The sequence below is a fragment of the Reinekea marinisedimentorum genome, assembly GCF_004341165.1.
Classification (GTDB): domain Bacteria; phylum Pseudomonadota; class Gammaproteobacteria; order Pseudomonadales; family Natronospirillaceae; genus Reinekea; species Reinekea marinisedimentorum.
Genome location: NZ_SLZR01000019.1, coordinates 42,752 through 59,768, shown reverse-complemented (window position 1 = coordinate 59,768; position 17,017 = coordinate 42,752). Strand labels below are relative to the sequence as shown.

Here is a 17,017-nt window from a genome sequence, read left to right as displayed (position 1 = left end):
TACCGCCAGCGTTCAATCTGAGCCATGATCAAACTCTTCAGTTTAAAAACTATATCTGCATTATTAAGACAACACAGAAAATCTGAGTTCGAACAGTCGCTTCTTATCAAACCTAATGTTTTGACAGTCGCTTGTGTTCGATTATTTATCGACTCACAAGCGCCCACACGAATTACTTGATTCAATACTTTTAAAGATCTCGGCAGAGGCGCTCTGGGCTTGCCGTTTCAAGGAGGGCGTATTCTACAGCGCCAACCTTGCTTGTCAACTCTTTTTTTTGAATTTTTTCTTTAAGAATCAATTCCTTACCGAGCTAACCGCTGACTCAGCTCCAACCTTCACAGAGGTCTTCCCTAAGCAGCGGAGGCGCATTATAGGGAGGGATTTTTTTGAGTCAATAACTTATTTTGATTTTATCTTACATTGATAAGATTAATTGATGTGAACAGCTCTGAAGGCCGCAGTTTACCGCTGCTGGACAGACTGATAGTAAGAGAGCAACTCTGATGCCTCGCGCTCAATCGTATACTGCCGGTCAATCTTGCTGGCCGCATATGCACCCATTGACTGTCGTTGTTCCGCGCTGCGCATCAACTGCTCCAGGGAAGCCTTGAGTTGATCAAGATCTTCAACATCGATCAACAGACCATCCTTACCGCTATCAATAATATCCGGCCACGCCCCGGCTCGGGTTGCAATAACCGGCTTCGAAACACTCATGGCTTCAAGTACCGTCAAACCAAAACCTTCGTTACGACTCAAACTGGTCACAATATCAACTGAGCGAAACAAGTGAGGTATATCCTGAAAATCGACTTTACCCAGGATGCGAACTCGATCGGTCAAACCTGCATCGGAAATCTTTCTGGTTAAGTCATCAACAAAACTCTGCTGTGAAGGCGTGACCTCACCCACAATGACTCCCCCCCAGTCCGGATAGGATGGAAGCAGTGCAATCAGCGCCTCGACAAAAAGATCCACACCCTTCTGGTGACGAACACGACCAAAGATACCGACATTTAGAAGCCCCGGAAGCTCATACGAATGAACATTGGCTGCACTGCGCATTTGATCGACATCGATACCATGGGGAATCACCCTATCGGCCGGAAGGGTCATATACTGATGCGCAGCCGAACAGGTTGTCAGTAACCCGTCCATTTTCGACATCAACCATCGGGTTATCCAGGTTTTGGGGCGCTGTGCAGTTGAAGTGAAGACCAGCCTCACCTTCGAGCCACAAAACAGCCTCAGCAATAGGCCCTGAATCATTTCATCGTTCCGCCGGGCATGAAAAACTCGCGGAAGGCCACTTTTCAACGGCTTACGACAGATTGAAACAGCCTGACGAAAACTGACAGCATTCGCAGAGTCCGGTAGATGATGCTTGCCGAGCACAGCGATATTTACGCTCTTACTCTGCACAGAGAGCACCTGCAACATGGTGCTGGTAACGCCGGAAAATTTTTTGTTGGAATTGCCTAAGATAATCTCAACATCAGCGGACGTATCATGAGTCATTGCTTTTCACTATCCCATAATCTGTCCAAGAAATGTTCTCCGCTTTCACCTTCTGCCGCAGCGCGTTATTGAACTCCCATATTTCGGGTTTTGAATAGCCACGCGGATGATCCAGGTGAAGACATATGGCGGAGTAGCGAATTTGTTTGGACTCAATGCCCTTGTTCAGCAGACGCTCGCCCATTTCACGATCGAGTCCGCCGTATTGCATGCGCTCGTCAAAACCATTAATTGACAGCAAGTCTTGCCGCCAACCTGAGCTGTTCATGCCATTCCATGTCGCTTTTGTCGGAGTAATTGAATTGAGAACAGCGACCCACACCTTATGACGTATCAGCTTACTCAGCTTAAAGGAGCTTGGCTGCCCATGCCGAACCAGCCAGTTCTTGGAAAAGATCAATTGCTCCTGAATATCATCATCGCTTATTCGCTCAGAAACAGGCATTGAAAGTTTTACATACCCACCCGACAGGAACCTTCCCTTACCAGCCTCTGCCCGGTGAACGGCAATGAAGTCGTTGCGGGGTATACAGTCACCATCTGTAAAAATAAGATAATCACAATCTGTTTCGGCTATCACCTTGTTAAGGATAATAGTCTTCCTGAAGCCTTTGTCTTCATGCCAGAAATGCTGGATATTGAGCTTACCGGCCTTTTTGAATTGCTCTACAACAGCAGCTGTTGACTGATCAGAGCCATCATCAGCGATCAATACTTTAAAATCTGTGTCCGTTTGACACTCATACCCAACCAGAACTTTGTGTAGCCAATCAGGTGAGTTATAGGTAGTGACGACCACGCCAATACTTTCAGGTTTTTCGTTTGACAAAATTCTATGCCCTATGCGCTGTGCCTAAATATTCTTCAGATTTCATTTCCAGAAGCCGGCTGACGGTCCGCTGAAATTCGAAACCCAGCTTCCCCGTTTTATACAAATGCTCAACTTCCGCCTCGGATGTCATTAACAGTTTGACATTGCGATCATAAAACTCATCGACCATGTTGATAAACCGGCGCGCGGCGTCATCGTTTCCGCCATTAAATACCGGCACATTACTGACCAGAACGGCATGAAAACAGCGTGCAATCTCTATGTAGTCATTTTGCGACCGAGGCCCGTCACACAGAGCATTAAAGTCGAATAAGGCGACATCGTCACCTAAAAAGCGCACCGGAATTTCCCGGTTCATGACTTCCACGGTGGCCTCAGACTTCACCGCCTCCAAATCCGGGACCAGCTTCTGGAACGACATCATCAGATTGTTTTCTGATTTTTCATCCAAAGGCGAATGAAAAATCTCCACCTGGGTTAACGTACGCAGACGGTAATCGGTACCGCCATCAACGTTAAGCACCGTGGTATTCTGCTTAAGCAATTCAATTGCCGGTAAGAACAGGCCTCGCTGTAAACCGTTTTTGTACAGATTTTCCGGTTCAATATTGGACGTCGCAACAAGGGTGACGCCAGACTCAAATAGGGTTCGCAGCAAATTGGCAAGTATCATGGCATCGCCAATATCAGTTACGAAAAACTCATCGAAACATAAAACACGGGCTTCTTTAGCAAATTCAGTGGCAACTATATCCAGCGGGTTGGGCTTACCCCGGTGAACCTGTAGTTGCTCATGAACCAGCTTCATAAAGTGATGAAAATGCAGCCTTTTCTTTTCAGGGAACGGTAAAGAATCAAAAAACGTATCCATCAGATAGGTTTTACCGCGCCCGACGCCCCCCCAGAAATACAGCCCTTTCACATTTTTCTGCTTGAGTCGCAACATACCGCGCGCACCGCGCATCAACGCATGGCCTCTGCCGGAGGAGGCAACCAGCCCATCATAAACCGCCTGAAGCGCCTTAACAGCCGCTTCCTGTGATTCATCGTAGCTGAATCCTTCTCTTTTTAGGTCGGCCTGATAGCGTTTCCAAGGGGTTGTCATATACTGCTCCTCCTAAAGCTGGTGCGGATTCTAACGGCTTAAGCGTTACAATCAATGAAAGCTCTTCATAAATGTTTGGCGATTAACATATTTCTTCGGCATACCAAATCGCTATACTCTATAAGTCGAACAATCATTTACATCAGCGGAGCACTCCATGCTGCAATTATCCTGGCTTTCTTTTTCTGCATCCATCGTCGTGGCGCTAATCATCGGCGGCCTGCTTACTCAACTGATATTGAAAACCGGCGGTAAAGACCGCATGTCGCTGAAGCGCGATCTTAACGAGCTCAAGAAAGAACACCAGACCTACCAGATTAATGTAACTGAACACTTCAGCCGTACCACTGAACTTATATCTGAACTCAGCGAAAGCTATAAGCAAATTCAGGATCACCTGACCCGGGGCGCGGAAGAATTCGTTAAGCCTGAATATCGCCTGACCAGTTCGGCGAATGAGCCGAGCCTGGAAGACCTGGCACCCGCTGACGAAACCGACGCAAAGCCAAGCCGCCCTCTGGATTACGTGGCAAAAGGCCCTGAAGAGGAAGGAACACTTTCAGAAAACTACGGCTTTAAGAAACCTGAAGACAGCACCGCAACCAAAAAGGCCGTGAATAAGTAGGCTCATCACTATGACCATACACAGCCAGCTGCCGATGGTCAGTGAGCAGGACCGCCAGAAACGCCACCTCCAGAACCCGATCTCAATCATCTTAAATTGCGAAGACCCCATCGAAACCGCTGTTGCACTGGAGCAGCAGCTCTTTCGCTCAGGCCATACAGCGGTAGTTGTCCGCGCCGAAGATGCGCTTGCTGTCTGCCCTTATGTAGAGGCAGCAGGCTTAATTGCCATCGTCGCGGGCAATCAGTCACCCATCCCTTTTGGACTTCACTTTGAAAGCAACAATACCAGCGAGATCATTGCACAGCTGATTGAACAGCAGATACTGTTGAATAACCTAGACTAACCAAAAAACCTATACCGGTATTGGCAAATCAATAAACTGCACATCGATGCCAAACCTTTTTGCTAAATGCTCGCCCAGAGCCTGAATACCGTAACGCTCGGTCGCATGATGACCGGCACAGAAATAATGGACACCACTCTCTTCAGCCAGATGCACTGTTCTTTCACTGATCTCACCCGAAACAAAGGCATCCACCCCGGCATCAATGGCCTGCTCTAAATAATCCTGTGCGCCACCCGTACACCAGGCAATGGTCTCAATATCATCCTGCTCTTCGCCGATATGCAGTACATCGAAATCAAGTGTTTCCGAAAGCTTTCGCTTCAGGCTAAAGCCGGTTTCATTACCGTCTACACGGCCGGTAAGGCCGATAGTATCTGCCAGCGTACCACTCACCGTCCAACCCATTTGCCTGGCCAGCAGGACATTGTTGCCAAGCTCATCATGACCATCCAAAGGCAGGTGATAGCCAAACAGATTTATATTGTGCTCTAGTAACGTGGCTATCCGGGTCCGTTTAATACCGGTAACCACCGGGCTTTCCCCCTTCCAGAAATAACCATGATGAACAAGAATTGCCTGAGCGTTGTGTGCAATCGCCTCCTCGATGAGCCGCTGACTGGCGGTCACGCCCGTCACAATGCGCTCAATTTCCATACTGCCTTCTACCTGCAGACCGTTTGGGCAATAGTCTTTATACATATCGACCTTTAAGAAAGAAGACAGATAGTTGGCTAGCTCTGTTCGGCTGATGACCATGTTACACTCCCGGTACTTATCCGATTAATTACAACAATATGAAAAAGAAACCTTTTACTGTCGACTGGTTGCGGGCTCTATCCGCTGGCCTGATACTGGGGCTGGTTCTGGTCGTCGCGAACCAGCAATTGAACAACCGCGGCCCAAACACGGCCACAGGCTATGCAGACACGCTGGCCCCCGTGCTTCCCTATACCGTCAGCATCTATACGAACCAGACCATCAATCTGGGCCAGTCACCACTGGATGACGACCCGTTCTTTTCCCAGTATGTACAACCAGGCAGCTATCAGAAAACCAGCCTTGGTTCGGGCATCATTCTAGACACCGAAGGCCACATCGTCACTAATGCACATGTGGTAGAAGGTGCACAGCAGATTATTGTCGTGGCAAGTGACGGCGCGCAGGCCGAAGTACGACGTACCTTTATCGACCCGGATACGGACATCGCCGTGCTTCAAACCGGACTGACCATTTCCACGCCGCTGAGAACCGCCAGCATCGAATCCATACGAGTAGGCGACCTGGCCTTCACTATTGGCAACCCCTTTGGTATCGGCCAGTCGGTTTCTATGGGCATAATCTCTGCCACCGCCAGAATGCAACCCAACCTGACCCGCCTGACGGACTTCATTCAAACGGATGCAGCAATCAACCCGGGGAACAGCGGCGGCGCCCTCGTTAACGCCCAAGGAGAGGTCATCGGCATGAATACCGCTATTTACTCCTCCAACGGAGGCTCACAGGGTATTGGCTTTGCGATTCCTATCGGCCATGTTCAAAAGGTTGCCGGCACCCTGTTGGAAAACGGTATGGTTTCGCGGGGCTATCTGGGCATCGATGTGCGAGAACTGTCGGCCACCGAATTAAAAGAAAGCAATCAGGGCAGTGCCGAAGGAATTATTGTGATTTCTGTTGCACCCGACAGCCCCGCTGAACAAGCAGGCATACTGGCGGGCGATGTTTTGCTCAGCCTGAATGGCCAACCACTTTCAAACAGAACCCAGGTAGCCCGGCTGATTGCCCAATTGATACCGGAACAACCGGAAACGCTGGAAGTATCGAGAAAAGGAGAAAGACTGGCGATAACGGTCACTCCGGGTTATCGCCAGTAGTAGCCCGGCTACAGGCCGGGTAAACAACTCGGTTTAATTGGGGTTTTTAGGTCGGGCTTCAGCCCGACAAGTATGAACCGCAATAACCAGTCGGCCTAAAGGCCGGACATTACCTGAGATAGCGCCTCGATAAGCAGGCGATTCTCTTCACCGGTAGACACATTAATGCGCAGACAGTTTTCCAGCAAAGGATGCGCACCGTCCAGCTTCTTGATGAGAATATTGTGCGATTTCAGCGCCTCATGAACATCACCGGCAGAGCCTTTTGTTAACCGGACAAGCACAAAATTGGCCGCACTCGGGTAAACGGTTAGGCCGTCAATAGCCTTCAAACCACTGACAAGCCCGTCTCTCTGGCGAACAATTTCCTGAGCCTGCTCAAGCAGAACATCGTAGTGTTCCAGCGCAAAAGCGGTACTCTTCTGCGTCAGCACATTGATGTTGTATGGCAAACGCAGCTTATTGATTTCAGAAATCCATTGCGAATGACCGAACAGCAGGCCCAAACGCAAGCCCGCCAAACCAACCTTGGAGAACGTTCGCATAATCAGCAGGTTTGGATAATGATCCAGCCAGCCGAGGTAATCGGCATCAGCAAAAGGTGTGTAGGCTTCATCAATAACGACCAAACCATTAGCCGCCTCCAGGATGCGCCGCAGCTTTTCATCGCCCCAGAGGTTACCGGTTGGATTATTCGGCTGAGCCAGAAAGATCACGGCCGGGTTTTCGATCTCGATCTTGCGCAGCATCGCTTCCAGATCAATCTCAAAATCTGAATCCAGTGAGATGCCAACGTAATCCATACCCAGGAACTTGGCGACCATCTGATACATCACAAAACTCGGTTCCGGAGCCATAATCTTTCGGCCAGCGCCGTTTACCGCCATGGCGATCAGCTGAATAAGCTCATCTGAACCATTTCCCAGAACCACCTCTACGCCTTCCGGCACATCCATCACGCTGAAAATATGCTCTTTCAGGGCGCTGGCATCGGCATCCGGATAACGGTTGATCTGTGCAGAAGACAACTCCTGCAACCACTGCTCCTGCAATGCCTGCGGCCAAACGTAAGGGTTTTCCATTGCATCGAGCTTGATCATGCCGGAGGAATCCGGCACCTGATAAGCCTTCAACTTGCGGATATCACTGCTCACCCAACGCTGTACAGCGGTTTCCAGTCGATCACGAAAATCAGTCATTAATTCGGTACTCCGCACTCTGAGCGTGCGCGCTCAGCAATTCACCACGCGCCAGTACTGACGCAACCTTGCCCAGTTCATTAGCCGCCTCTGCAGAAGCGCCAATCAAAGAGCTGCGCTTCTGGAAGTCATAAACGCCCAACGGGCTGAAGAAACGCGCTGTACCACTGGTCGGCAATACATGGTTCGGGCCGGCGCAGTAGTCACCGAGCGCCTCGGATGTATACCGGCCAAGGAAAATAGCACCGGCATGGCGAATGCGATCAAGCCATTGCTCGGGCTCATCAATGGAAAGCTCCAAATGCTCCGGCGCGATGGTATTGATCAGTTCAATCGCCTGCTCAAGCGTATCCACTTTAATGAACACACCGCGACTGTTGAGAGATTCCAGTATGGTGTCGGCTCGCTCCATCGTCGGCATCAGTTTTTTTACTGATTCTTCAACCTGTTTCAGGAATTCACCATCCTGAGAGATCAAAATAGCCTGAGCATCGTGCGAGTGTTCGGCCTGTGAGAACAGATCCATCGCCACCCAGTCCGGATTGGTCTTACCATCACACACCACCAGAATCTCACTCGGTCCGGCAATCATATCGATACCAACCTTGCCGAACACCTGCGCTTTTGCAGTGGCAACAAAGGCATTACCCGGGCCGACAATCTTGTCAACCGAGGGAACCGTTTCTGTGCCATAGGCCAGTGCCGCGATTGCCTGTGCACCGCCCAGCAGGAAGCATTCGGTGACACCGGAAACATAAGCCGCGGCCAGCACGAAATCACTGACTTCACCCTTAGGTGCCGGGGTTGTCATCACAATGCTTGAGACACCGGCAACTTTCGCCGGCATAGCGTTCATAATTACAGACGAAGCCAGCGGCGCAACGCCACCGGGCACATAGATGCCAACCTTATCCATTGCTGTCACTTTCTGGCCCAGCACAACGCCCTGCTCATCTGTGTACTGCCAGCTTTTTGAAAGCTGTTTGCTGTGGTAGCTCTCAACACGCTGGGCAGCAGTCTGCAGAGCCTGTTGCTGATCTTCCGGCAAGCGATGGAAGGCTGCTTCAATTTCTGCCGCACCCAGCACCAGAGCATCCATAGATTCAACTTCAAAATGGTCAAACTTTGCCGAATAATCCATTAACGCTGCATCGCCTTCTTTACGAACACGATGAATAATATCTGCAACCAGCTTTTGCATGTCGCCGTCAGAAACAGACTCCCATGACAACATATCAGCCAGATTTTGGTCGAAGCCCTCTTCGCCAAGCGTTAAGTATTTCAGGTTCAATTCAGACATAGTTAGCCTTCGTTATCTATCTTTCACTAGTTACCATTGTTATTGACGGCGTTTGCCAGCATTTCAATGATAGGTTTGATTTTTTCATCTTTCATTTTCAGCGCCAGACGGCTGGCTATCACGCGCGCACTGATGTCGGCAATAAACTCATCCGTTTCCAGCCCGTTTGCTCGCAGAGTATTACCGGTATCCACAATATCTACGATCACATCCGCCAGGTTCATGATGGGCGCCAATTCCATGCCACCATAAAGCTTAATCAGCTCCACCTGACGACCCTGATTGGCAAAGTAACGGCGCGCAACATTAATAAACTTGGACGCGACCTTGATTTTACCCGGCGGCAACTGTTCACCCTTGATTTTTGCAGTCATCAGTTTGCAACGCGAAACGTTCAGGTCAAGCAGCTCGTACATGTCCTGCGCACCGTATTCCATCAGCACGTCTTTCCCGGTGACACCCAGATCGGCCACACCGTACTCAACGTAGGTTGGCACATCCGACGAGCGGATAATGATCATGCGAACATCCGGACGGTTGGTTTCAAAAATGAGTTTGCGCGAGGTATGCACATCTTCCAACGGCTCGATGCCCGCCGCAGCAAACAGCGGCAGTGTTTCTTTTAACGGGCGCCCCTTGGAAAGCGCAATGGTGATGGTATCGGAACTCGGTTGCATAGTAGCTCACAGCATTTTTAGAAATTAGCAGAAAGGCCCCGCTGAGGCCCTCAAAATTAACGAATCAGTTAGTAACCCGGCGAATAGTGGCACCCAGCATAGCCATCTTTTCTTCGATGCACTCATAGCCGCGGTCCAGATGGTAAATGCGGTCAACCAGCGTTTCACCTTCAGCGACCAGACCAGCCAGCACCAGAGAAGCGGAAGCCCGCAGGTCTGTCGCCATAACGGGGGCACCCTTAAGGGTTTCCTGCCCTTCGATGACCACCGTATTCCCCTTGATTTTAGCCTTGGCACCCATGCGCTCGAGCTCATTGATATGCATAAAGCGGTTTTCAAATACCGTTTCTTCGACGGTACCTGTACCACGGGCAACCGCATTAAGCAGGGTAAACTGCGCTTGCATATCGGTCGGGAACGCCGGATAAGGCGCGGTACGAATATCCACAGCCTTCAGGGTTTGACCATTCATATCGATCTCAATCCAGTCATCACCCTGCGTAACGATACCCCCGGCTTCTTTCAGCTTGGTTACCACCGCTTCCAGATGCTCTGGTATCGCTTCTTTAATACGCACCTTGCCACCGGCAACGGCACCGGCCACCAGATAAGTACCGGCCTCAATACGGTCAGGAATTACCGGGTGATGACAACCATGTAAGGCCTCAACACCTTCAATGGTAATAGTATCGGTACCTACGCCCTGAATTTTGGCACCCATGGCGATCAGGCAGTTGGCCAGATCAACGACTTCAGGTTCTTTTGCGGCGTTTTCCAGAACGGTTTTACCTTCCGCCAGCACAGCCGCCATCATCACGTTTTCAGTGCCGAGTACGGTTACCTTATCGAAAAATATAGAAGCACCCTTTAAGCGACCGTCAACAGAGGCGTTGATATAGCCGCCTTCCACTTCAACCTTGGCGCCCAACGCTTCCATACCTTTGATATGCAGATCGACCGGACGACTGCCAATCGCACAGCCACCGGGCAACGACACGCGGGCTTTACCGAAGTGCGCCAGTAAAGGCCCGAGCACAACGATCGAAGCGCGCATGGTTTTAACCAGCTCATACGGGGCTTCCAGCTCGGTAATGGTTTCGGTACAGATTTCGACACTCATGTCTTCATTCAGTACAACCGACACACCCATAGAGCCCAACAGGCTGATCATGGTGGTAATGTCGTTCAAATGCGGCAGATTACTGATGGTTACCGGTTCTTTGGTCAGCAGGGCAGCCGCCAGAATAGGCAGGGCAGCATTTTTAGCGCCGGAGATACGAACCTCACCATTGAGTGTCGCACCGCCTGTAATTAATAGTTTATCCAACGAGTTTTCCTCAGGCCGCTTCAGTTTGGGTTTTAAGATTCATCGTCACTGCGTGAATCTCGCCTGAAGCGATAAATTCATTCAGTACGGCATAGACCATTTGCTGCCGCTGAACGGGTCTTTTGGATTCAAATGCATCGGAGACAATATTCACAGTAAAATTTGCACCTTCACCGCTCACTTCAACGGCAGCATTTGCAAAATTGGCCTCAACTAGTTTTTTCAGGTCTTCAGCAGTCATAGGGGTTCTCAACAATGCATTAAAAAAGGGCGGAGATTATACGCAAACTGGGGCTCAATCGGAAAGGCTATCCGACTAAGAACTGCCCCCTTGCCCTGAACCATTGCAATTGTCAGACAAAATAAGTTAAATGCGCCATTTTCCATAAATATAAATAAGGCTTAAAAATGCTCCTGTTCTCATTGGCAATTATTGTTGGCTTGGTATTTCTGGTACTCAGTGCAGACCGCTTTGTTGCTGGCAGCGCCGCCATCGCCAACAATTTCGGCGTACCTCACATTATTATTGGTGTCACGATTGTCTCTCTGGGAACCTCCGCCCCTGAAATCATCGCTGCCACGCTCATGTCTATTGAAGGCCGCGTGGATATGGCCATGGGCAATGCCATTGGCTCTAACATAGCTAACATCGGCCTGGTGCTCGGGGCAACGGCCTTAATCGCGCCCATTCCGATCAGCAAACGACTGATCACCAATGAAAACCTGATCATGCTGCTGGTCACGCTTGGTGTCGGCCTTATCCTGATTAACCTGCAGCTGGAAATATACGAAGGCCTGCTGCTCCTGGCCGCCCTGACCGGCTTCCTGGCTTGGATTTACTTTCAGAACCAATATTCTGATGAAGAAAAAGACGAGTTCGACGATGAAATCCCGAACGACATGTCGACACCGGTGGCGCTTGGCTGGTTTGTACTCGGCCTGGTCGTCTTGGTCGGCAGCGCCCGCATGCTGGTTTGGGGTGCTGTTGGCATCGCTACAACCTACGGCATCAGCGATGCCATCATTGGCGCTACGATCATTGCCATCGGCACCAGCCTGCCCGAGCTTGCCGCCTCTGCCATGAGCGCAATTAAAAAGCATCACGATATCGCTATCGGTAACATTCTGGGCTCCAACATCTTTAATATGCTGGCGGTGATCGCCGTTCCTGCACTGGTTGCTCCTTCGCAGTTCGGAGCCGAACTGCTGCACCGCGATTACAGCTTCATGCTCGCGATCAGCGCACTGCTGTTCATTCTGCTGGTTGTACAGGGCAAGCGAGGAAAGTCTTTAGGAAGAGTAATTGGCACGATATTTGTTGTAATGTACGCCGCTTACGGCTACCTTGCATATCAGGCAGCAACTTCGTTGTAATGTGTTCAACAAACGACCTGATAGAGAACTATGACCGATACCAATGTCCTCGATATTGCAAAGCGCACCTTCAAGCTTGAAATAAAAGCGCTCACTACACTGGCTGAAAAACTCGATGATCAATTCGAAAAAGCCTGCGCATTGATCCTCAGCTGTAAAGGCCGCGTAGTTGTTACCGGCATGGGCAAATCCGGCCATATCGGCAATAAACTGGCTGCTACTCTGGCCAGCACCGGCACCCCGGCGTTTGCAGTTCACCCCGGCGAAGCCAGTCACGGTGATATGGGCATGATTACCGGGGATGACGTTGTTATCGCATTATCAAATTCCGGAGAAGTTCCCGAACTTATCACCCTGCTGCCGTTGATTAAACGGCTGGGTGCAAAATTGATCGGCATGTCCGGGAATCCGGAAAGCACGCTGGCACAGTCCTCTGATGTTCACCTCTATTGTGGCGTCGAGCAGGAAGCCTGCCCGCTGAACCTGGCACCAACCTCTTCCACTACGGCTGCGCTGGTCATGGGCGATGCCCTGGCAATCGCACTGCTGGAATCACGTGGTTTTACCGCCGAACAGTTTGCTTTTTCTCATCCGGGCGGCAGCCTGGGCCGCAAGCTATTGCTGAAGGTCGAAGACATCATGCACAGCGGTGACCGCATTCCGGTGGTCAGCGCAGACACCATGATCTCTGAAGCCTTACTGGAAATGACCCAGAAGAGCCTCGGCATGGTGACTGTCCAGAATAACGACCAGCTACTGGGCGTATTCACGGATGGCGACCTGCGCCGCGCCATCGATAAAGACGTCAACTTCAAAACCACTCATATCAGCGAAGTGATGCATACCAGCCCCCGCACCATCGGCTCTGCACAACTGGCCACTCAGGCGCTGTTTATTATGGAAGAAAAGAAAATTACTTCCCTGGTCGTTGTTGATGCAGGCAAAGTTACCGGCGTCCTTCACATGCATGACATATTGAAAGCCGGCGTTGCCTGATGGAATTCCTGCGCAAGTATTTAATAGTTGCGGTCATAACAATTGTCGGGGCTGCCTTCATCTGGCTGAACAGCAACCGCGGCCCTGCGGTTGAATCTGCGCTCGAACTTCCCGAGGAAATTCCGGATGTCTACATGACAGACATGGACCTCACCCGTTACTCGGCGACCGGAGTGCCTACCCTTAAGGTACTGGCCAGCTCTGTTGCCACCTATAACGATTCAGGAAAAAGCATCCTCACCGCTCCGGTTGTGACACTGCTGAAAGATCAGGAAAATGACTGGAAGATAACCGCCCGCAACGCCGTGGTTTATGACAACGAGGACATTGAGTTCTTTACCGATGTTGTTGTCACCCAACTGAATACCACGCCAGCATCGATTGTAAAAAGCGAATATATGAAGGTGACCGAGCAAGGCAATCTGGTCACCACGGATAAACCTGTTGAGATTACCCAGGGCAAGCAAATTATTAACGCCGTAGGTATGAACGTAAATCTTGATACAATAAGCCCGATTATTCATCTTGAGAATGAGGTGACATTTTTCTATGACCCCATTTAAGCACCTTGTAAAGCCTGTAGTTGTAGCCGCTTTACTGCACAGCAGCCTGACATTCGCACTACCGGAAGACAGGAACTTACCCATTACCGGTAAAGCCGACACCAATACCCTGGATACCAATACCGGAACCAGTGTACTGACCGGCAATGTTGTCATTAATCAGGGCAAGCTGCAGATTCTTGCCGATCAGGTCACTATCATTACCGACCCGGAAACCAACGACCTGACCTACATGAAGGCCATTGGTAAGCCCGCTCAATTTACCGACATACCAGAACTGGATGCAGACGAAGTTGAAGTTACCGGTGATACTGTTGAATATTACCCACAGCAGAACCTGATTGTGACGCTGGGCAACTCCCAGATCACGCAATCGGGTAACGAGGCCCGAGGCGAAAAAATTGAATACGACACGCTCTCTGGTCAAATGGTGATCTATTCAGCCCGCGCACTGTCCGGAGACAACAGCCAGGGCCAGGCAGAACTGTTATTGCAACCAGGTACGGTAGATTAAATGGCACTGCTCGAAGCAAATAATCTGGCAAAAAGCTACAAGAAGCGCCCGGTCGTAATGGACGTCAGCATTGCCGTTGAAGAAGCCCAGATTGTCGGATTGCTGGGCCCGAATGGTGCAGGTAAGACAACCTGCTTCTATATGATCGTCGGCCTGGTACCGCTGGATAAGGGCACCGTAACCATTGACGGCCAGGCCATATCCAAACTGCCGATGCACGCACGGGCAAAAAAAGGCATAGGTTATCTTCCACAGGAAGCCTCCATATTCCGAAAGCTTTCCGTTGAAGATAATATACTGGCCGTACTGCAAACCCGAAAAGACCTGAACAAGGCCCAGCAGAAAGAACAGCTGGAAAACTTACTGCAAGAGTTCCACGTTACCCATATTCGAAAAAGCCTGGGCATGGCCCTTTCCGGCGGTGAACGCCGGCGGGTCGAGATAGCCCGGGCCCTGGCAACAGAGCCTAAAGTTATTCTGTTGGACGAACCCTTTGCCGGTGTCGATCCAATTTCAGTAGGTGACATTAAAGAGATCATCTATCACCTGCAAAAACGAGGCATCGCCGTTTTAATAACCGACCACAACGTCCGGGAAACCCTGGATATCTGCGAGAAAGCGTACATTGTCGGCAATGGCCATATCATTGCGCACGGCACAGCTGAAGAAGTTCTCAGCAACAAAACTGTACGTGAGGTATATTTAGGCGATAACTTCAAACTATGAAGATATGAGTGGATCGCGCATCCGCAACTGGTGAGTATTAATTAAATATGAAAACATCCTTACAACTTAAAATGAGCCAGCAGCTGACGATGACTCCTCAGCTACAGCAGGCTATTAAGTTACTCCAGCTTTCCACGCTGGATCTGCAACAGGAAATTCAGCAGGCACTGGATACCAATCCAATGCTTGAAGTTAAGGAAGATGAGCCAACCCCCTCTGCTGATGCGCAACAACAGTCAACAGAAACCCATAAGACTGAACAGGATGGGCCAGGCACGTCCAGTCAATCGGACGACGCCACCAAAGAGCTTTCGGTACAGGAAACCATTCCGGACGACCTTGCAGTCGATAGCTCCTGGGATGACATCTACACTCACACACCGACCAGCCACGGCCTGCCCTCCGCCGATGATGACTACAACCTGGAAAACATCTACGGTACGACCGATTCCTTGATCGATCACCTGAACTGGCAACTGAATCTGACCCCGATGTCTGATAAAGACCGCGTCATCGCCGAAGCCATTCTGGAAAGCGTCGATGAAAAGGGTTATTTATCGAGCACCATCGAAGACATCTACGACGGCCTGAAAGAAGAGCTGTCGACCGAAGACGATGAGCTGGAAGCCGACGAGTTGAACGCCGTTCTGCACCGTTTGCAGCAGTTTGACCCACCGGGCGTTTGTGCCGCCGATCTGGCAGACTGCCTGTCCATTCAATTAAGACAACTGCCGGCTGAGACCCCGTTCAGGGATACCGCCGTCAAGATCGTTGAAAACCACATTGAGCTGCTGGGCACCAAAGATTTCGCCCAGCTCATGCGTAAGGCCCGAATCAAAGAACCCGAGCTACGCGAAGTTTTCCTGCTGATTCAAACCCTGAACCCGCATCCGGGCAACACAATTGAAACCAGCAAATCCGAATACGTTATTCCGGACGTTATTGTCACCAAAGACATTAAGAATAACCGCTGGCTGGTTGAACTGAACCCGGATATTGCGCCAAAACTGAAGGTTAACTCCTCCTATGCGTCGATGGTGAAAAGAGCCGACAACTCTTCTGACAACACCTACCTGAAAGACCATCTGCAGGAAGCAAAATGGTTTATCAAGAGCCTGCAAAGCCGCAACGAGACCCTGCTGAAGGTAGCCACCACCATCGTTGAGCATCAGCGTGGCTTTCTTGAATACGGTGAGGAGGCAATGAAACCACTGGTTCTGCACGACATTGCTGAAGCCGTGAGCATGCATGAATCGACCATTTCCCGGGTGACCACGCAAAAATATATGCACACCCCGCGCGGTATATTCGAGCTGAAGTACTTCTTCAGCAGCCATGTAAGCACAGATTCCGGCGGTGAATGCTCCAGTACCGCCATTCGGGCACTGATCAAAAAACTCATTGCGGCAGAAAACCCGCGCAAGCCGCTGAGTGACTCAAAGATCGCCAACCTGCTCGGTGAGCAGGGCATTAAGGTAGCCCGAAGAACCATTGCCAAATACCGGGAAGCAATGAACCTGCCTCCCTCAAATGAGCGTAAGAGTTTGATATAAATTAAAAAATTTCATCTGACTCCTTGAAGTTTTGCTCAGCAACGGCAATATTTATAACTAAGTAATCGACAGTTTTATCAACGGCTGATTAGATCCATCAGCCCGGGTGGTGAACTGGTTCACCACCTTAATAGTACTGGCCGGCAACGGTCAGTCAGCAGAAAAACTGCAAAAGGAGCAGCCTATGCAAGTTAATATCAGCGGTCACCACGTTGAAGTCACAGAGTCCCTCCACAACTATGTATCTACCAAGCTAGAAAAACTCCAGAGACACTTTGATCAGATAGGTAACGTTCAGGTAACACTTAGTGTCGAAAAAGAAAGACAGAAAGCAGAGGCCTCTGTGAATATTAAAGGCGGTCAGGTTCATGCCGATGCAGTACATGAAGACTTGTATGCAGCTATTGACCTGATGAACGATAAACTGGATCGTCAACTGATTAAGCGCAAAGAGAAAAACGTCGCGCACAAACAGGGAAATTAAT

Annotated in this window: 19 protein-coding genes; 10 read left to right on the top strand and 9 right to left on the bottom strand. The window is 50.1% G+C overall.

All coding sequences use genetic code 11. The features are described 5' to 3' along the window. Positions 1-465: 465 nt before the first annotated feature. The 3 genes from BCF53_RS16505 to zapE are packed head-to-tail and all read right to left on the bottom strand — an operon-like array spanning position 466 to position 3,458. Complete coding sequence (locus BCF53_RS16505) at positions 466-1,521, bottom strand: glycosyltransferase family 4 protein (protein ID WP_132703383.1); 1,056 nt, start codon at positions 1,519-1,521, stop codon at positions 466-468. Continuing rightward, the gene (locus BCF53_RS16500; protein WP_132703381.1) at positions 1,511-2,350 is read right to left on the bottom strand and encodes a glycosyltransferase family 2 protein; all 840 of its coding nucleotides are present in this window, start codon (positions 2,348-2,350) and stop codon (positions 1,511-1,513) included. The genes BCF53_RS16505 and BCF53_RS16500 overlap by 11 nt, the downstream gene beginning before the upstream one ends. Before the next feature lie 4 nt (positions 2,351-2,354). Continuing rightward, positions 2,355-3,458: a cell division protein ZapE gene (gene zapE / locus BCF53_RS16495; protein WP_132703379.1), complete on the bottom strand. Its 1,104-nt coding sequence runs from the start codon at positions 3,456-3,458 to the stop codon at positions 2,355-2,357. A 157-nt stretch (positions 3,459-3,615) separates the two neighbouring features. On the opposite strand from zapE, the gene BCF53_RS16490 reads away from it, so the two are divergent. Together BCF53_RS16490 and BCF53_RS16485 are read left to right on the top strand one after the other, a co-directional pair. Further along, positions 3,616-4,083, top strand: coding sequence for a Z-ring associated ZapG family protein (locus tag BCF53_RS16490; protein ID WP_132703377.1), 468 nt, complete (start codon positions 3,616-3,618; stop codon positions 4,081-4,083). A gap of 10 nt (positions 4,084-4,093) precedes the next feature. Then, positions 4,094-4,429 (top strand): hypothetical protein, encoded by a 336-nt coding sequence (locus tag BCF53_RS16485; protein ID WP_132703375.1) that lies wholly within the window; start codon positions 4,094-4,096, stop codon positions 4,427-4,429. 9 nt (positions 4,430-4,438) lie between these two features. Here BCF53_RS16485 and BCF53_RS16480 read toward each other — a convergent pair whose 3' ends face one another. Continuing rightward, positions 4,439-5,188 carry a Nif3-like dinuclear metal center hexameric protein gene (locus BCF53_RS16480; protein ID WP_132703373.1) on the bottom strand — a complete coding sequence of 250 codons (750 nt, stop codon included), beginning with the start codon at positions 5,186-5,188 and terminating at the stop codon, positions 4,439-4,441. A gap of 38 nt (positions 5,189-5,226) precedes the next feature. Between BCF53_RS16480 and BCF53_RS16475 the strand changes: the two genes are divergently transcribed. Then, complete coding sequence (locus BCF53_RS16475; RefSeq protein ID WP_132703371.1) at positions 5,227-6,303, top strand: S1C family serine protease; 1,077 nt, start codon at positions 5,227-5,229, stop codon at positions 6,301-6,303. A gap of 95 nt (positions 6,304-6,398) precedes the next feature. Here BCF53_RS16475 and hisC read toward each other — a convergent pair whose 3' ends face one another. From hisC to BCF53_RS16450, 5 genes are all read right to left on the bottom strand, one after another. Further along, positions 6,399-7,502, bottom strand: coding sequence for a histidinol-phosphate transaminase (gene hisC / locus BCF53_RS16470; protein WP_132703369.1), 1,104 nt, complete (start codon positions 7,500-7,502; stop codon positions 6,399-6,401). Next, positions 7,495-8,802: a histidinol dehydrogenase gene (gene hisD, locus BCF53_RS16465; RefSeq protein WP_132703367.1), complete on the bottom strand. Its 1,308-nt coding sequence runs from the start codon at positions 8,800-8,802 to the stop codon at positions 7,495-7,497. Before hisD ends, hisC begins: the two co-directional genes overlap by 8 nt. Positions 8,803-8,828: 26 nt before the next feature. After that, positions 8,829-9,479, bottom strand: a complete 651-nt coding sequence (gene hisG / locus BCF53_RS16460) for an ATP phosphoribosyltransferase (protein ID WP_132703365.1) — start codon at positions 9,477-9,479, stop codon at positions 8,829-8,831. Positions 9,480-9,543: 64 nt separating this feature from the next. Then, positions 9,544-10,806 carry a UDP-N-acetylglucosamine 1-carboxyvinyltransferase gene (gene murA / locus BCF53_RS16455; protein ID WP_132703363.1) on the bottom strand — a complete coding sequence of 421 codons (1,263 nt, stop codon included), beginning with the start codon at positions 10,804-10,806 and terminating at the stop codon, positions 9,544-9,546. A gap of 10 nt (positions 10,807-10,816) precedes the next feature. Beyond that, positions 10,817-11,047 (bottom strand): BolA family protein, encoded by a 231-nt coding sequence (locus tag BCF53_RS16450; RefSeq protein WP_132703361.1) that lies wholly within the window; start codon positions 11,045-11,047, stop codon positions 10,817-10,819. A gap of 167 nt (positions 11,048-11,214) precedes the next feature. On the opposite strand from BCF53_RS16450, the gene BCF53_RS16445 reads away from it, so the two are divergent. From BCF53_RS16445 to hpf, 7 genes are all read left to right on the top strand, one after another. Next, on the top strand, positions 11,215-12,180 hold the full coding sequence (locus BCF53_RS16445; protein WP_132703359.1) for a calcium/sodium antiporter: 966 nt from the start codon (positions 11,215-11,217) through the stop codon (positions 12,178-12,180). 30 nt (positions 12,181-12,210) lie between these two features. Next, positions 12,211-13,176: a KpsF/GutQ family sugar-phosphate isomerase gene (locus BCF53_RS16440; RefSeq protein ID WP_132703357.1), complete on the top strand. Its 966-nt coding sequence runs from the start codon at positions 12,211-12,213 to the stop codon at positions 13,174-13,176. Beyond that, entirely contained in the window at positions 13,176-13,739 is a 564-nt protein-coding gene (gene lptC / locus BCF53_RS16435; protein WP_132703355.1) for an LPS export ABC transporter periplasmic protein LptC, read from the top strand. The genes BCF53_RS16440 and lptC overlap by 1 nt, the downstream gene beginning before the upstream one ends. After that, positions 13,726-14,253 carry a lipopolysaccharide transport periplasmic protein LptA gene (gene lptA / locus BCF53_RS16430; protein WP_132703353.1) on the top strand — a complete coding sequence of 176 codons (528 nt, stop codon included), beginning with the start codon at positions 13,726-13,728 and terminating at the stop codon, positions 14,251-14,253. The genes lptC and lptA overlap by 14 nt, the downstream gene beginning before the upstream one ends. Beyond that, on the top strand, positions 14,254-14,979 hold the full coding sequence (lptB, locus tag BCF53_RS16425; RefSeq protein WP_132703351.1) for an LPS export ABC transporter ATP-binding protein: 726 nt from the start codon (positions 14,254-14,256) through the stop codon (positions 14,977-14,979). Between the two features lie 47 nt (positions 14,980-15,026). Further along, positions 15,027-16,532, top strand: a complete 1,506-nt coding sequence (locus BCF53_RS16420) for an RNA polymerase factor sigma-54 (protein ID WP_132703349.1) — start codon at positions 15,027-15,029, stop codon at positions 16,530-16,532. Between the two features lie 184 nt (positions 16,533-16,716). After that, positions 16,717-17,016, top strand: coding sequence for a ribosome hibernation-promoting factor, HPF/YfiA family (hpf, locus tag BCF53_RS16415; RefSeq protein WP_132703347.1), 300 nt, complete (start codon positions 16,717-16,719; stop codon positions 17,014-17,016). Position 17,017 lies beyond the last annotated feature (1 nt).